This window comes from Ruegeria sp. AF1 (genome assembly GCF_056542125.1).
Map to the genome: position 1 here is coordinate 97036 of NZ_JBQFZG010000007.1, position 14926 is coordinate 111961.

Genomic DNA, 14926 nt, shown 5'->3' on the forward strand with positions numbered 1-14926 from the left:
GGCGGTGAAAGGCATTACCAACCACAATTTTCGAGCTGCAACTCGCGCCGCGCAATAAATGCGACGTGTCCAGACATTGAACTGCAAGCAAAAGCGCAGTGTGACACAGTTGAACCTTCCCCTGAGAAGCGGTTCGCCGTTATGGCTGAGGAAACGGAGGATCGAACATGGCCAACCCTCTCTATGATGATCTGTTTGGCATTCACGCCGGCAAAGATACGGCTTTCCTGCACCTGACAGACGGGACGACCATCACCTATCGAAACTTTCTGAGCACAGCCGCCCGGATCGCCCATGTGGCCACGCAACTGGGTCTAAAACCCGGGGACCGCGTTGCGGCTCAGGTCGATAAATCGCCTGAGGCGCTGGCGCTTTACGCGGCATGCGCGCAGGCCGGTCTGGTTTTCCTGCCGCTGAACACCGCCTATACCGTGGACGAGTTGACGTATTTCATCGAAAACAGCGGCGCATCACTTGTTGTCTGCGATGGCCGAAGCAAAGACCAACTGACCCCGATTGCCGCGCGTTTTGGGGGCAGGGTTGAAACGCTGAATGCGGACGGCTCTGGCTCGCTGATGGATTTGGCGGCTGCAATGCCAGACAGCTTTGCGACTGTGGATCGGGACGGTGAGGATCTGGCGGCGTTTCTTTATACGTCGGGCACCACCGGACGTTCAAAGGGGGCGATGCTGACCCAGAACAACCTGCTGTCCAATGCGCGGACACTGGTCAAAGAGTGGCGGTTTGCGTCCGAAGACGTTCTGTTGCACGCGTTGCCTATCTTTCACACACATGGTCTGTTTGTGGCCACGAATATCATTCTGGCGGTTGGCGGAAGCATGATCTGGCTGCCAAAATTCGACCCTGATCAGATCATTGACAGGATGCCCGGAGCCACGTCGATGATGGGCGTGCCAACCTTCTACACGCGCCTGCTGGCAGACGCGCGTTTTACCAGGGGGCTGACCGAACATATGCGCCTGTTCGTATCGGGCTCAGCCCCTCTGCTGGCGGATACCCATGCACAATTCCAAGAGCGTACCGGTCATCGTATCCTAGAACGCTATGGCATGACCGAAACCAATATGAACACCTCGAACCCCTATGACGGCGAACGTCGCGCGGGCACGGTCGGGTTTCCCTTGCCGGGGGTGGAACTAAAGATATGCGATGCAGACGGTAACCCTTTGCCGCAGGGTGAAATCGGCGAGATCGAAGTGCGTGGTCCGAACGTATTCAAGGGATATTGGCAGATGCCGGAAAAGACGGCTGCCGAGCTGCGTGAAAACGGGTTCTTCATCACCGGTGATCTGGGACGGGTCGACGAAGATGGGTATGTCCATATCGTCGGGCGCAACAAGGACCTGATCATCTCGGGTGGCTACAATATCTACCCCAAGGAAATTGAGCTGGTTCTGGACAGCCAGCCCGGTGTTCTGGAGAGCGCAGTGATCGGCGTGCCGCATCCCGACTTCGGTGAAACCGTGCTGGGCCTGATTGTTGCCGAACCTGGGCAATCTCCGGATCTCGACGCGTTGATGGATACAGTGCGCGACAGCCTGGCGCGGTTCAAACATCCCCGCACGCTTATTCAACTGGATGAATTGCCCCGCAATACAATGGGAAAAGTCCAAAAGAACATCTTGCGCGACCAGTTCAGGGACATGTTCAAAGCCGGGTCACAAGGCACATAATGGCAGAGCCTAGATAAGCGTCGGAAACTTGATATAGTCCTCAAAACCAATGGGGATAGAAGAATATGAACAATCGTTTGCGCAAGATCACCATCGTAGGTGGCGGCACGGCAGGCTGGATGACCGCGTTGATCCTGGACATGGTGTTTTCACGCACTTCATCAACAGCGGACCGGCCACATATCTGCCTGATCGAAAGCCCTAATATTTCGACCGTGGGTGTGGGTGAGGCTACGGTGCCGCGCATGCCGGTCACGCTCCGTCAGGCGGGCATTTCCGAACGGGATTTTTTTCGCGAGACGAACGCGTCCTTCAAACTGGGCGTGAAGTTCTGCAACTGGAACAAGGACCCCAAAGGAAAACGCATCGATTACGTGAACCCCTTTGCCCATGGCCAGATGCTGGAAGGGTTGGACGCCGCCGAGTATTTCCTGCGCTTTGGCAATGGAGAGCGGGACTTTACACAGTCCATTTCGCCCCACGATCATCTGGGCCGTCTGTGCAAAGGCGCGCGGCAGCTGGGTCAGCCCGAGTTTGAACAGCGTTTTGGCTATGCCTATCATCTGGATGCCGTGAAGTTTGCGGGCATGCTTACCACGGTCTGCACCAAGCGCGGCGTCGAGCATATCCAGGACGAGGTACAGAAAGTCGAGCTGGATGAACAGGGCAACGTCAGCCATCTGATGCTGGAGCGGGCAGGACGTCATGACATCGAAATGGTCATCGATTGCACCGGGTTCCGCGGCCTGATCATCAATCAGGCGCTGGGCGAGCCGTTCTTGGATTATTCGGACTATTTGCCCAATGATCGCGCCATGGCGTTGCAGGTTGAACACCGCAATCCTAACAAGATCGAAAGCCTCACGCGGTCGACCGCGCTGGGCGCGGGGTGGACGTGGCGGGTACCGCTCTACAATCGTGTGGGTACGGGCTATGTGTTCTCCTCGGCGCATCGAACGGATGATCAGGCGGCAGACGAATATCTTGAATGGCTGGGTGACAGCGGTAAGGGTTTGACGCCGCGGATTATCCCGATGCGCGTCGGGCGCGTGCGCAATGCCTGGGTCAAGAATTGTGTGGCAATCGGTCTGTCCGGCGGGTTTATCGAGCCGTTGGAAAGTACCGCGATCCACATGATTGACCACGCAGTACGCTGGTTTGCAGAACACTTGCCGACGCGCGACGTCGCCCCGTCGCTGCGGGCAAGATACAACCGGCAGATGGATAAGCTTTATAACGAGGTTCTGGAATTCATCTGCCTGCATTACCGATTGGGTAACCGAAAGGATGACCCGTATTGGATCGACGCGCGAACAGAGATGAAGATACCGGATCGGCTGGCCGAGAATCTGGAATTGTGGCAGCACCGTCTGCCGATGGATCACGATGTGGAATTTGCCACGCTGTTTGATCATCGCGTGTACCAGACGGTTCTGTTGGGCAAACAGGTCTATGATACGGGTTACGGTACCGGCATCCGAGATCGTTTGCGGCCGTTGAAGAAGGTGATCTGGTTCCAGGGCATGCAGCGTGCGAAAGAGGATCTTGCGCAGATCGTCAAAGTGATGCCGGATCATAAAACGCTGCTGCGCGATATCCGGGGTGAGCTGGAAAAACCGGTCTTTGGAATGGCGAACGTGGCGAAACCGACGGTTGCGATGCCGGGCACGAAACCCGCACCTGTTACGATCCAGAACATGCCGAACTTTGCTGAAATCCAAAGCGGCGCGAAGGATTTGCAACTGTTCTAGCGGTTCTCTGCCCTTATGAAGGAAATTTGATAAACTGAAGGGCGAGGCATTCAGCCCCGGCCTTCAGGGCGGTTTAACGCCAGCTCATACCCCGGTCAGACAAGTGTCTTTGAACCCGACCCGGATAATCAGAAACAATGGCATCCACACGCAGGTCGATCATCTTGGCAATGTCTACAGGGTCATTGACCGTCCAAACCGCAACGCAAAGGCCCAAATCCTTGGCCAGTTCGACGTTTTCGGCAGTTACATCTGCATAATACGGGCACCACAGTGAGCCGCCCGCTTGCTTGACCAATAGCGGAATTTCGCCTTTGCGGCCTCGAAAATCCGGGCAGACTGCTTTTGAAGAATCCTCCCCTACATCCTCGGCGTTTTCGGGAAGTTGGGTCAGATAAGAAGATGGCATATCAGGCGCTTGCCGCTGACATTCTTCCAACAGATTCCAGTCGAAACTGTGCAGCACGGCGCGCGACGACAGGGCCCTGGAACGGACCTCTTGCAGGACAAGGCGGACAAACTTCTCTCTGTAGCGCGCGTCATGAGCCAAATCGGGGTCCGACTTCAGCTCGAGCATCAGACAGGCATCGCTATGTTGGGGGTCACTCACCAGATCCAGCAGGTCAAGCAGCCTTGGAACGCGAACGCCATCCATTTGTGCCTGATCAGGAAAACGCCGACCATAGGCAGAATTCCCATCCAACCGCCCAACATCGAACTTCTGAATCTGCTCGAACGTCAGGGTTGAAACCTTCGGCTCTTCCCCGGTCAGAAACTGGCCGTCAACATCGCGAAAACTGGGGGCGTGCAGCCGGTGATTATGGGTTATGACAGGGATGTCGTCAGCCGTGAGGACAACATCAAACTCCAGAAGCGGCACGCCAATGGAGAGCGGAAAGTCGAAGCCAATCATGCTGTTTTCAGGCAACACACCTCGCGCACCCCGGTGGCCTACGATGCGGATCAGGTTGTCGCCCCCCCGGAAAGCCTCGACCTGAGGGAATGCCATCAGCCTTCCAGCCTTTCACCGGTAGATCGGTCAAACAGATGCAAATGGTTTGAGGACACAGAAAACCGCATGTTCGGATGTCGGCCTTCAATCGGATGCACACCCGGAAGGCTGATCGTGATCGGATCGCCCGAGCCGGACAGTTGACCGTGCAACAGCGTGTTTGCCCCCAATGGCTCTGCCATCTGAATCGTGGCCTCAATCGGGCCATTGTCATCCAGCAATAGATGCTCGGGTCGTACCCCCAGTTTAAAGGCAGTATCAGGGCCCGGCGACGAACCAACCGCGACCTCACCAATCATGGCGGTTCCGTTTTCGCGTCGGGCTTCAAAGACATTCATCGCGGGGCTGCCGATGAACTGCGCCGCAAACAGGGTTCTTGGTGTTTCGTATACCTCTAGCGGTGTGCCAACCTGTTCGGCGATACCGCCGTTCATGACGATCATCCTGTCGGCCATTGTCATGGCTTCAACCTGATCGTGGGTTACATAAAGCGACGTGATCCCCAGTTTTTCCTGGAGCTCACGAATCTCAAGCCGCATCTGCACGCGAAGCTTGGCGTCCAGGTTCGAAAGAGGCTCGTCAAACAGGAAGACCGCAGGTTCACGGACAATCGCGCGACCCATAGCCACCCTCTGACGTTGGCCGCCTGACAATTGTCTGGGTTTGCGGTCCAGCAATGGTTCAAGCTGCAATAGCCTGGCCGCCTCGGTCACTTTTTGATCGATCTGGGCCTTGGGCAACCCTGCAATCTTCAGGCCATAGCCCATGTTCTGCCGGACCGACATATGGGGGTAGAGCGCATAGTTCTGGAACACCATGGCAATGTCGCGATCCATCGGCTCTTTTTCGTTGGCCCGTTCCTCACCAATCCGGATTTCACCCGAGGTCACGGTCTCAAGCCCTGCCACCATCCGCAGCAGCGTGGATTTCCCACAACCCGAAGGGCCGACGATGACAATGAACTCGCCATCTTCGATTTGGATGTCGATGCCATGTATGACATCTGTCGGGCCAAAGCTCTTTTTGACATTCTCCAGAGTTACTGTTGCCATTTCTTATTTCTCGCTATCGACAAGGCCGCGGACAAAAAGCTTTTGCATTGACACCACCACGATGACTGGCGGGATCATCGCCAGAATGGAGGTTGCCATGATGACCGGCCAATCTGCCACATCATCGCCAGACGGGAACATCTGCTTGATGCCCATCACAATGGTGTTCATTTCAGGGTCGGTGGTGATAAGCAGCGGCCACAGATACTGGTTCCACCCATAGATAAACAGGATGACGAACAGTGCCGCAATGTTTGTCCGGCTCATCGGAACGACGATGTCGATGAAAAACCGCATTGGCCGGGCACCATCCACACGCGCAGCTTCGGCCAGCTCGTCCGGAATTGTCAGAAAGAACTGACGGAACAGGAAGGTCGCCGTGGCCGAGGCGATCAGGGGAAAGATCAGCCCGTAGTAGCTATTGAGCATTCCGAACCCGGCCACGACCTCAAATGTCGGTACGATCCGCACTTCGACCGGCAGCATAAGGGTCAGAAAGATCAGCCAAAAGAACGTTGTTCGACCGGGAAAACGAAAATAGACGATTGCAAATGCCGACAGCAGTGAAATGACGATCTTGCCCACTGCAATCCCGATGGCCATCACAAGGCTGTTGAACAGCATCGTTGCGACGGGGACATTCACGCCGGAAAACAGGGCTGCCTTGTAGTTCTCCCAGAACTGATCACCCGGCAAAAGCGGCATGGGTGGTGATACAACTTCCGGCTGGGTAACGGTTGAGGCGACAAACGCCAGCCAGATCGGAAAGAAGATGACCAGAACGCCAAGGATCATCAGGGCATGCGTCAGCCAGATACCCGCTCCGTGCTTTTCGACCATTCCGTGCTGCTGGGCTGCCATCAGTAATGCACCCTCTTTTCCACGTATTTGAACTGAATGACGGTCAGCAGGCCGACGACAATCAGCAAAATGACCGATTGCGCCGAAGACGAGCCCAGATCCTGACCGACGAACCCGTCTGAAAAGACCTTGTAGACCAGTATGGTCGTGGCCTGCTGCGGCCCGCCGCCGGTGATTGTGTGGATTACGCCAAAAGTTTCAAAGAACGCGTAAACCACATTCACAACAAGCAGGAAGAACGCTGTAGGTGACAGCAACGGCAGGACAATCGTGAAAAACCTGCGCCAGAATCGTGCGCCATCGATCGCGGCGGCCTCGATGACCGACCTCGGAACCGACTGGAGTGCGGCGAAGAAGAACAAAAAGTTATAACTGATGCGCCCCCAGGCCGAAGCGACAACCACAAGCCCCATCGCTTCGGTGCCATTCAAGACGTGGTTCCAGTCATAGCCCAGCTGTCCAAGATACCACGACACGACACCGACGCGCGTGTTGAACATGAACAGCCATAGCACACCCGCAACCGCCGGTGCGACTGCATAAGGCCAAATCAGCAAAGTCCGATAAGCTCCGGATCCTTTGATCAGCCGATCTGCAATGACTGCCAGAAACAGGGCCGGGATCATGGAGCAGAGCGTAACAAGCGTCGAAAACACCGCCGTGGTTACAAAGGATGCGCGATAAAACTTGTCGCTCAGCAGAAATTCAAAATTGCCCAGACCGACGAACTTGGACGACAACCCGAACGGATCTGGGATGAACAGCGACTGCCATACAGCTTGTGCAGCGGGATAGAAGAAGAATACGGCAGAAATGACGACCTGCGGGGCGATCAACGCCAATGGCAACAGCCAGCCGCGGAATGTGACGCGTTTTTCCATCCTGATGACCCGCCGGGAAAAGTGGATGCGGGCTCTGCCGAGCCCGCACCGGATTTCAGAGGTTTATTGATTTGCCGATTCGAACCTGCGCAGAAGCGCGTCACCGCGTTCTTTTGCGCTGTCCATGGCTTCCTGGGCGGTTTTCTCACCGGACCAGATGGCCTCAAGCTCCTCATCGATGATACCGCGGATTTGATCGAACGACCCCAGACGCAGACCTTTCGAATTTGCTGTCGGCTCTTTCGCGGTCATCTGGATCACAGCGATATCGGTGCCCGGGTTTTCATCATAGAAACCGGCCGCACGGGTCGCTTCACCGGCTTCCGCGGTAATCGGAAGATACCCGGTATTCTGGTGCCATGCCGCCTGAACGTCAGACGAAGACAAGAAGCTCAAGAACTCGCCAACGCCTTTATATTCTTCCGGATCATGACCTTCCATCACCCAAAGGGATGCACCGCCGATGATGGTATTCTGCGGCTCGCTTGTGACCGCTTCCCAATACGGCAGCGGGCGCACATCAAAGTCGAACTCGGCCTCGGCTTTTATCCCGGCATACCCGGCCGAGCTTTCGGTGAACAAGGCACACTCACCGGCCCGGAAGTTTGCGCCGCCTTCATTTCTGCGACCGGTATAGATGAATTCCCCATCCTTTGCCCAGTCGCCCATGGCGCTCAGGTGCGCGACCTGTACCGGGCCGTTCAGCATCAGTTCTGTATCCAGACCGGCAAAACCATTGTCCTGCGATGCAAACGGAACGTTGTGATAGGCAGACAGGTTTTCCAGGTGGATCCAGCTTTGCCACGCCGTCACCAGCGGGCAGTCCTCGCCTCCGGCTTTGAGTTGCTCCAGCACATCACCAACTTTTTCCCAAGTCGACAGGTCAGTGTCAGGATCAACACCCGCCGCCTGCATGGCATCGCGGTTGACCCACAAGACCGGCGTGGAAGAGTTGAACGGCAGCGACAACATATCTCCGTCGGTGGTGGTGTAATAACCTTTCACCGCACCGATATAGGCATTGGGATCAAAAGACGCGCCACTTTCGGCCATGACTTTGTAGACCGGCTTGATCGCGCCTTTTGCCGACATCATCGTTGCGGTACCGACTTCGAAAACCATCAGGATATGTGGCTGTTCACCTGCGCGGAAAGCGGCAATACCAGCGTTCAGGGTTTCCGAGTAGTTGCCCTTGTGGCTTTCGACCACGACAAACTCATCCTGACTGGCGTTGAACTCTTCAACCTGCGCTTTGACAAGTTCGCCAAGGCGGCCGGTGAAGGCATGCCAGAATTGAACTTCGGTTTGTGCCATTGCCGCCAAGGGGGACAAGGCAGTTGTAACGGCAAGAGCGCCAAGCAAATTCTTTTTCATGATTCCTCCCATGCATCAGGTTCGATGCTTCGTTGAGTACCGACTTCAACGCGTATTCGACACACATGACGATTTCACGACGTTACCGCTAAAGAAATATAATTCAAGCCCTATTTTTTGGCAAAAATCATAATACGGTGTTATACACATTGAATGTACAAGCAGCACCGGGTCTGGAATGAGACAAACTTTGAGAATTCGGCAACTGGAAGCGCTCATGGCGGTGACCACCAATGGTTCGGTCACAGCAGCTGCCGCCGATTTGGGGATAAGCCAACCAGCTGTTAGCAGGTTGCTTTCGGATCTTGAAAAATCGTTTGGATTTCAACTTTTTGATCGCCGCAAAGGGCGATTGGTGCCAACCCAGGAAGTTCGCTATCTGCAACCCAGCGTGGACCGTGTTCTGGAATTGATGAAGCAGATATCAGACGCCAGTCAGAATATCACACAGCGAAAAGCCGGGCATATCCGCGTCGCCTGCCTTCCCGGTTTTGCCACCAGCCATCTGCCGGATGTTGTGGCAAGTTTTCTGAAAGACCGGCCAGGTGTTACTATGACGATCGAACCGGACAGGCCGGAACGGATTTTGGAATGGATGGTCGGCGAACAATATGACTTTGGAATCACCGATGGCTTTAACGGTCATCCTGGAGTCGAAAGCAGAAATGTCGATGTGCGCACGGTTTGCGTGTTCCCGAAAAATCACGCACTTGAGAACCTCTCGGAGGTGACGCCTTCCGATCTTGCAGATGAGAGCATCATACATACGCGGCGCGATAGCGACTTTTTCGGACGGCTTTCGAAGGCATTTCAGCAGGCCAATGTTACACTCAACTCGCATATCGAAGTCCGGCAATTCACGGCGGCATGTGAATTGGCGATAAAAGGCGTCGGTGTTTCAATTGTCAGCGAGCTGGACGCTGTCCATTACACAGACCGGGGGCTAAGCTACAGGCCATTCAAGCCGTTCTTGCCGCATACGCTTTCGCTGGTACGCCCGGTTTTGAAGCAGCCGTCTTTGATAACACTGGAGTTCATCGAGCATTTCAGCGAAAGCCTGAATGCGTTCAGAACACTTGCCTGAGGCTGCGGTCAACGGGGCGAATGATATCTGCCCGGGTTTCCAGCCAACAGTCTCCAAATAACAGCAGGAGCAAAGAGGTCGATAGCGCCCAAAGTCGTCGTTATTGTGAGGCTCCGCGTATTTGTTCAATGGCTCGGGCGGCAAATCTTCCCGACAAAGACTCGTCTGCGTTTGCTTCCAATGCAGGTAAAGCGGGGGATGCTTTCCCTCCGATTTCACCCAAGGCGATGGCCGCTTCTTTTCTGACAAAAACCGAAGGGCTACCCAACAGCTTTATCAGTTCCGGAACGGCTGGAGCTGCGTCGGCACCAAAGAGCGCCAAAGACTGAGCCGCGTCACGTTGTTCCTTGGCATCTCCGCGCATCAGATCAGCTTTGAGACTTGCAACTGTCGTACTCGGCGGAAGCGCGGCCAATCGAAGGCCTTTTTTCAAACGGTTGTTCAAATATTGATGCTCGCCGATCCATCGCACGATAAAGAAATAATCGCGTACCGCTTCGCTCAGAACTTTCTCGTTTTCTCCATCCTGCCATTGTTCGATCATTGCGCGCGCGTTGCTTCGGTCACCATTCAAGGCCAGAACCGACGCTGCAAATGGCATCAACTCAACTGCCTGCCGGTTTCGGTCCAACTCAGACATTATAACGGCCCCTGCACCAGTCAGATCATTCATGGCAAACAGTGCAGCCCCCTGAAATAACGCGTAGTGGCTGGGATATTCCGGATCTAGGCGCATTGCGGCCTGCACAAATGCCAGCCCTTCCTCTGGCTCGCCGCCCGCGATCAAGGCCCATCCCATTGTCACATGCGCTTCGGGGTCGCTTGGTTGCAGGGCAATGGCTTTCGCGGCTTCTTGTCTCGCTTCTTCTGTTCCCCGACTTACGCTCTCGGCGCCTTCCCAATCCGGAAGGTTGAGAGCGACTATTGCCCTGATAACATGGATAAGCGAGGTGTCCTGATGCGTCAGTTCACGGTAGTATTTATAGAACAGCCCGATATGCATCTGTTCGTCAGCATTCGCAAAGCCTGACCAGTGGTGGAAGATGTGTGGTCGCAAGTGTGCCAGAGCTAACGTCGCCCAGGCGCGCGCATAATTCGGGTCCAACTCGACCGCGCGCTCAAAATGCGGAATTGCGGCCAGATTGTCCTGTTCATTGAAGCGTGAATATAGCTCCCATCCACGCTGGAACGCTTCGCGCGCCTCGATCTTTCCAGTTTCTATGTTTTCGATGGCAATCCGGCTTTGCATGTCGAGCGGAACATCCAACTCGTGCGCAATCGCCAGTACAATGTTGTTTTGCAGGTCGAAGATCTCATCGATTTCACCGTCGAAACGCTCCGCCCAGATCAATCTGCCGTTCAAAGTGTCCGTCAGGCGGATGTTGACCCGAAAACCTTCTCCGCTGCGTCTAAGGCTTCCATCAACGACATAGCGAACGCCCAGTTTCTCGGCAAAGCCTGCCACATCAATGTCGCGGTCCTGAAATGCGAAGGATGTGTTTCCGGCGATGACAAATAACCCTGATATGCGGGATAAGTCCGTTATCAGATCCTCGGAAACGCCATCTATCAACATCTTGTTGGACGCGTCGCTGGTGAAGTTCGTCAACGGAAGCACGGCGATCGAAGGCAGGTCTGGAAGTGGGTAAGCCATCTGTGCCTCAGAGGCGCGCAGCCGACCCTTTTCCCATGTCTTTGTCCCGACATACCCGGTCGCACCCAACACGATCAGGATTGCAGCCAGCTTCATTAGACGCGGTGCTTTCTTCGTTTTGTGCTTTACCGCCGGGGTCAACGCATCTGTTTCGACGCGGAACGCCTCAATGGGGTCCGCAATATTCTTGACGGATTGCGGGCCAATTGGCGTAAAGGCGAAGGGCACCTTGTTGCGCGCGTATCCGACAATCGCCTGCGATGCGATAATCCCCCCAGGTTCTGCCAGCGCCTCAAGCCGTGCGGCCACGTTGACACCATCACCCAGGATGTCGTCTGCGTTTGAGATGACATCGCCGACATTCAAACCGATCCGAAGAACGATTGCGCGGTCGGGTTCCGCATCTGAGTTTCTTTTCGTCAGTTCAGCCTGTATCGCGACGGCCGCGCGAACCGCATCGACCGCGCTGGGGAATTCGATCAGAAAACTGTCACCCGCTGTGTTCGCAATGCGCCCTGAATACCCGGCGATCAAGGGCTCGATGACTTCAGCGCGGATCCGGCGCAGCTTGTCGATGGTGCCTTCTTCATCCAAGCCAACCAATCTTGAATAGCCTGCGATATCGGCGGCTAAGATGGCTGCTAATCGACGATTTGGCCGGCTTTCCATAGTTTCGCAGCCTACCATTTGGACATTTTTCTGGGAACCGGTTTTCAAGGTACCGGTTTTGCTCCGGTTATTGAAAACCCCCGACCTGTTATCTGGATGGAAATGGAAGCCCGGGCCGCTGGGATTTCAGACAAAAGCGGCCTGGGCAATTTTGTCGGTTCTGGTCGTTGTCGGATTTGCATGGCGTCGCGCGTCCTTGCACTATGCGACCAACGCAAGGAGGCGAGAATGATTTACGCAATCACAATTTATGGGGAACCGGGCGTGTTCGAGGCATTGCCGAAAGATCGCCAGGACGAAGTGATGTCAGGCCATCGCGCCCTGCAAGCAGTATTGTCGGAACACGGAGAGTTCGTGTCGATAAAACTGATGCCGCCAACGTCAGCGGTAATGGTCGAACCGGCCACGTCTGAGCGCGCTGCCCCCCTGATCACCGATGGCCCGTTTTCCGAGACCAAGGAAAACTTCCTTGGGTTTTACGCCGCTGACTTCAAAGACCTTGAGGAAGCGTTGGAACATGCAAAACTGATCTCTTCACCGGTCGCTCGGCTGGAAGTTCGGCCTGTGGCCTGGGCCGGGGGTGCCATATCGTCGGAATAGATCATGTCAGATTGGCTCGAGGCCACATTTGCTGAACAACGCCCGCGCGCCATTGCTGCCCTGACGCGGGTTTTTCGGGATTTGGACACCGCAGAGGAGGCCTTTGCCGACGCCTGCCTGAAAGCCTTGGCAGTTTGGCCCCAGGACGGGGCGCCTCGTGATCCATTGGCATGGCTTCTGGCCACGGCCCGGAATGCGGGTCTGGACGAATTACGCAAATCCCGGCGGCGCACGGCAATCTTGTCGCGCCACGCAGAGGAGTTTCAACCGATGCCGGCGGACACACCCGACCCAGACGAGATGCGGGACGATGTCCTGCGCTTGCTGTTCATCTGCTGTCATCCGGAACTGGATCGGCGGGATCAGATCGCCATTGCTTTGCGGGTGGTCGTGGGGCTGAGTGTCGATGAGATCGCCAGCGGATTTCTGGTCAAATCCAAAACCATGGAGCAGCGCATTACCCGCGCCAAAAAGAAGATCGCAAATAACCCGGTCGCCTTTGAAACGCCAAGCCCGGCAGAGAGGCAAGCCCGGTTGGGCGAAGTCTCGACAATGGTTTATCTGATGTTCAGCGAAGGGTGGTCGACCTCGGCCGGGCCACAGCAAATCAAGCTCACGCTGTGTAAAGAAGCCATCCGGCTTGCCCGCCTTCTTGTCGCATTGTTCCCTGCAATGGGCGAGCAGGCCGCATTGCTGGCGCTATTGTTGTTTCAACACGCCCGGCGCCGGGCCCGGATTGACGTGGAAGGCAAGCTTGTCGCACTCGACGATCAGAACCGCGATCTTTGGGATCGCTCGAATATCGCTGAGGCTACATCGCTGTTGCAAAAAGCCCAGCGGACTGGCCACCGCGGGGTATATATCATCCAGGCTGCAATCGCAGCGGCACATGCCTGTTCCGCCTCATCGAAAGAAACCAACTGGGCGTTGATCGAAAGTCACTATGCTGCCCTTTACGCATTACAACCGACACCGGTGATCCGGCTCAACCAGATTGCCGCAAAGGCCAAGCTATACGGCCCACACTATGCATTGAAAGCAATGAATCCGCTGTCACAGGAGTTGTCCAACTATCGTTGGTTTCACGCGATGCGAGGTGGCCTTTTGCAAGAAGCGGGGGATCATAACGACGCCATTTCCGCCTTTGAAACCGTGTTGGCGCTTTCCCCCACCGCGTTGGAATGTGACGTGATCAAAGAAAAAATCAAAATCAGTCAAAAAGAATTGGAGGGCCTGTAGGAACACACACTCCTCATACGTCCTTGGGTCAGACCCGCATGTGGCGGGCGTAACCAACGGAGGTACCCATGAGTATACTTGAGATGACGGCTGTCGGAAATTCAGGATGGATCGGGCATTCCGGGCCGGATCAGAGCAAAGCCAAGTCCTTTTACCAGGATGTGCTGGGCTGGACGATCAGCGATATGCCGATGCAGGATGGGTCCAGTTATTCAGCTGCAGTTGTGGGCGAGACCGCTATCGGAGGCTTTTCACCAATGCCAGAGGCGCGTGGAAGCTGGACGGTCTTCTTCACAGTGGCCGATGTGGATGCGAGTGTTGCAAAGGCCGAAGCCAAAGGCGCCACCGTTCTTCAACCCGCGATGGATATGCCGGGGGTCGGGCGCATGGCCACGCTGAACGACCCCCAAGGTGCTCGCTTTGCATTGATCACCTATGAAAGCATGAGACCCTGAGAACTGTCTGAAAGGAGGGCGCAGATGGAACAAAGTTCGCACATTGTGCAGGTTGTTGCAGCGTTATTAGACTGGGTAACCGTTCCACTGGCGATTGCTGTTGACCTGCGTCGATTCAGGACGGTTGCCCATCCGCTATGGGATGGGGGCGACAGGTTCGTGCGCGTAATGCGGTCACATGGAAACTTCGTCGATTATGTTCCCTTCACGCCATCAATCCACCGGCAGCTTGAGGCATCCAGCTGATGCCGGTGGATGAATCCCTCAACGCACGCATTCGTGACGCTTTGGCCGCGCATGTGGGCATTTCAGAAAAGCGTATGATGGGTGGCAATTGCTTTTTCTTGAACGGCAACATGCTGTGCGGGGCGCGGCGGCATAACGACGGGCTGGGCCGTTTCATGTTCCGGGTGGGCAAGGACAACGAAAGAATTGCGCTGGCGGACCCTGCGGCTCAAGAAGTGATTCACGGTGCACGCAAGCTGGGTGGTTTTATCCGCGTGGATGAGAGTGATTGCGATGACGCCGCTTTGCGGCGCTGGTTACACCTTTGTCTCGAACACGCCGCGGCCCTTCCCGCGAAAGACTGAACGGAGAAAG

Annotated in this window: 14 protein-coding genes; 8 read left to right on the forward strand and 6 right to left on the reverse strand. The window is 55.5% G+C overall.

Features of this window, described 5'->3' with window-relative positions:
• Positions 1-167 precede the first annotated feature (167 nt).
• A complete protein-coding gene (locus tag ACR0BK_RS11930) occupies positions 168-1694 on the forward strand; it encodes a malonate--CoA ligase (protein ID WP_480519355.1) in 1527 nt (508 codons plus the stop codon).
• A 65-nt stretch (positions 1695-1759) separates the two neighbouring features.
• Entirely contained in the window at positions 1760-3445 is a 1686-nt protein-coding gene (locus tag ACR0BK_RS11935) for a tryptophan halogenase family protein (protein WP_480473978.1), read from the forward strand.
• 73 nt (positions 3446-3518) lie between these two features.
• Here ACR0BK_RS11935 and ACR0BK_RS11940 read toward each other — a convergent pair whose 3' ends face one another.
• From ACR0BK_RS11940 to ugpB, 5 genes are all read right to left on the reverse strand, one after another.
• Complete coding sequence (locus tag ACR0BK_RS11940; RefSeq protein ID WP_480554787.1) at positions 3519-4454, reverse strand: glycerophosphodiester phosphodiesterase family protein; 936 nt, start codon at positions 4452-4454, stop codon at positions 3519-3521.
• The gene (ugpC, locus tag ACR0BK_RS11945; RefSeq protein WP_480554788.1) at positions 4454-5509 is read right to left on the reverse strand and encodes a sn-glycerol-3-phosphate ABC transporter ATP-binding protein UgpC; all 1056 of its coding nucleotides are present in this window, start codon (positions 5507-5509) and stop codon (positions 4454-4456) included. Before ugpC ends, ACR0BK_RS11940 begins: the two co-directional genes overlap by 1 nt.
• A 3-nt stretch (positions 5510-5512) precedes the next feature.
• Complete coding sequence (gene ugpE / locus ACR0BK_RS11950; RefSeq protein ID WP_480476825.1) at positions 5513-6349, reverse strand: sn-glycerol-3-phosphate ABC transporter permease UgpE; 837 nt, start codon at positions 6347-6349, stop codon at positions 5513-5515.
• Positions 6350-6369: 20 nt separating this feature from the next.
• On the reverse strand, positions 6370-7251 hold the full coding sequence (gene ugpA / locus ACR0BK_RS11955; protein WP_209505975.1) for a sn-glycerol-3-phosphate ABC transporter permease UgpA: 882 nt from the start codon (positions 7249-7251) through the stop codon (positions 6370-6372).
• Between the two features lie 63 nt (positions 7252-7314).
• On the reverse strand, positions 7315-8625 hold the full coding sequence (ugpB, locus tag ACR0BK_RS11960) for a sn-glycerol-3-phosphate ABC transporter substrate-binding protein UgpB (RefSeq protein WP_480554789.1): 1311 nt from the start codon (positions 8623-8625) through the stop codon (positions 7315-7317).
• Between the two features lie 178 nt (positions 8626-8803).
• Between ugpB and ACR0BK_RS11965 the strand changes: the two genes are divergently transcribed.
• Positions 8804-9709, forward strand: a complete 906-nt coding sequence (locus tag ACR0BK_RS11965; protein ID WP_480473983.1) for a LysR substrate-binding domain-containing protein — start codon at positions 8804-8806, stop codon at positions 9707-9709.
• 100 nt (positions 9710-9809) lie between these two features.
• Here ACR0BK_RS11965 and ACR0BK_RS11970 read toward each other — a convergent pair whose 3' ends face one another.
• Positions 9810-12050, reverse strand: a complete 2241-nt coding sequence (locus ACR0BK_RS11970; protein WP_480554791.1) for a HEAT repeat domain-containing protein — start codon at positions 12048-12050, stop codon at positions 9810-9812.
• 210 nt (positions 12051-12260) lie between these two features.
• On the opposite strand from ACR0BK_RS11970, the gene ACR0BK_RS11975 reads away from it, so the two are divergent.
• From ACR0BK_RS11975 to ACR0BK_RS11995, 5 genes are all read left to right on the forward strand, one after another.
• Positions 12261-12632 carry a YciI family protein gene (locus ACR0BK_RS11975; RefSeq protein ID WP_480554793.1) on the forward strand — a complete coding sequence of 124 codons (372 nt, stop codon included), beginning with the start codon at positions 12261-12263 and terminating at the stop codon, positions 12630-12632.
• A gap of 3 nt (positions 12633-12635) precedes the next feature.
• Entirely contained in the window at positions 12636-13871 is a 1236-nt protein-coding gene (locus ACR0BK_RS11980) for an RNA polymerase sigma factor (protein ID WP_480554794.1), read from the forward strand.
• Between the two features lie 68 nt (positions 13872-13939).
• Positions 13940-14326 carry a VOC family protein gene (locus ACR0BK_RS11985; RefSeq protein ID WP_480554796.1) on the forward strand — a complete coding sequence of 129 codons (387 nt, stop codon included), beginning with the start codon at positions 13940-13942 and terminating at the stop codon, positions 14324-14326.
• A 24-nt stretch (positions 14327-14350) separates the two neighbouring features.
• Positions 14351-14572, forward strand: coding sequence for an MAPEG family protein (locus ACR0BK_RS11990; RefSeq protein WP_480473988.1), 222 nt, complete (start codon positions 14351-14353; stop codon positions 14570-14572).
• Positions 14572-14916 (forward strand): TfoX/Sxy family protein, encoded by a 345-nt coding sequence (locus ACR0BK_RS11995; RefSeq protein ID WP_480554797.1) that lies wholly within the window; start codon positions 14572-14574, stop codon positions 14914-14916. Before ACR0BK_RS11990 ends, ACR0BK_RS11995 begins: the two co-directional genes overlap by 1 nt.
• Positions 14917-14926: the final 10 nt, after the last annotated feature.

What these genes read in the sequence shown, in the direction of transcription:
- ACR0BK_RS11930 (WP_480519355.1), top strand. Translation starts at nt 168, where the DNA reads ATGGCCAACCCTCTCTATGATGATCTGTTTGGCATTCACGCCGGCAAA.
- ACR0BK_RS11935 (WP_480473978.1), top strand. Translation starts at nt 1,760, where the DNA reads ATGAACAATCGTTTGCGCAAGATCACCATCGTAGGTGGCGGCACGGCA.
- ACR0BK_RS11940 (WP_480554787.1), bottom strand. Translation starts at nt 4,454, where the DNA reads ATGGCATTCCCTCAGGTCGAGGCTTTCCGGGGGGGCGACAACCTGATC.
- ugpC (WP_480554788.1), bottom strand. Translation starts at nt 5,509, where the DNA reads ATGGCAACAGTAACTCTGGAGAATGTCAAAAAGAGCTTTGGCCCGACA.
- ugpE (WP_480476825.1), bottom strand. Translation starts at nt 6,349, where the DNA reads ATGGTCGAAAAGCACGGAGCGGGTATCTGGCTGACGCATGCCCTGATG.
- ugpA (WP_209505975.1), bottom strand. Translation starts at nt 7,251, where the DNA reads ATGGAAAAACGCGTCACATTCCGCGGCTGGCTGTTGCCATTGGCGTTG.
- ugpB (WP_480554789.1), bottom strand. Translation starts at nt 8,625, where the DNA reads ATGAAAAAGAATTTGCTTGGCGCTCTTGCCGTTACAACTGCCTTGTCC.
- ACR0BK_RS11965 (WP_480473983.1), top strand. Translation starts at nt 8,804, where the DNA reads ATGAGACAAACTTTGAGAATTCGGCAACTGGAAGCGCTCATGGCGGTG.
- ACR0BK_RS11970 (WP_480554791.1), bottom strand. Translation starts at nt 12,050, where the DNA reads ATGGTAGGCTGCGAAACTATGGAAAGCCGGCCAAATCGTCGATTAGCA.
- ACR0BK_RS11975 (WP_480554793.1), top strand. Translation starts at nt 12,261, where the DNA reads ATGATTTACGCAATCACAATTTATGGGGAACCGGGCGTGTTCGAGGCA.
- ACR0BK_RS11980 (WP_480554794.1), top strand. Translation starts at nt 12,636, where the DNA reads ATGTCAGATTGGCTCGAGGCCACATTTGCTGAACAACGCCCGCGCGCC.
- ACR0BK_RS11985 (WP_480554796.1), top strand. Translation starts at nt 13,940, where the DNA reads ATGAGTATACTTGAGATGACGGCTGTCGGAAATTCAGGATGGATCGGG.
- ACR0BK_RS11990 (WP_480473988.1), top strand. Translation starts at nt 14,351, where the DNA reads ATGGAACAAAGTTCGCACATTGTGCAGGTTGTTGCAGCGTTATTAGAC.
- ACR0BK_RS11995 (WP_480554797.1), top strand. Translation starts at nt 14,572, where the DNA reads ATGCCGGTGGATGAATCCCTCAACGCACGCATTCGTGACGCTTTGGCC.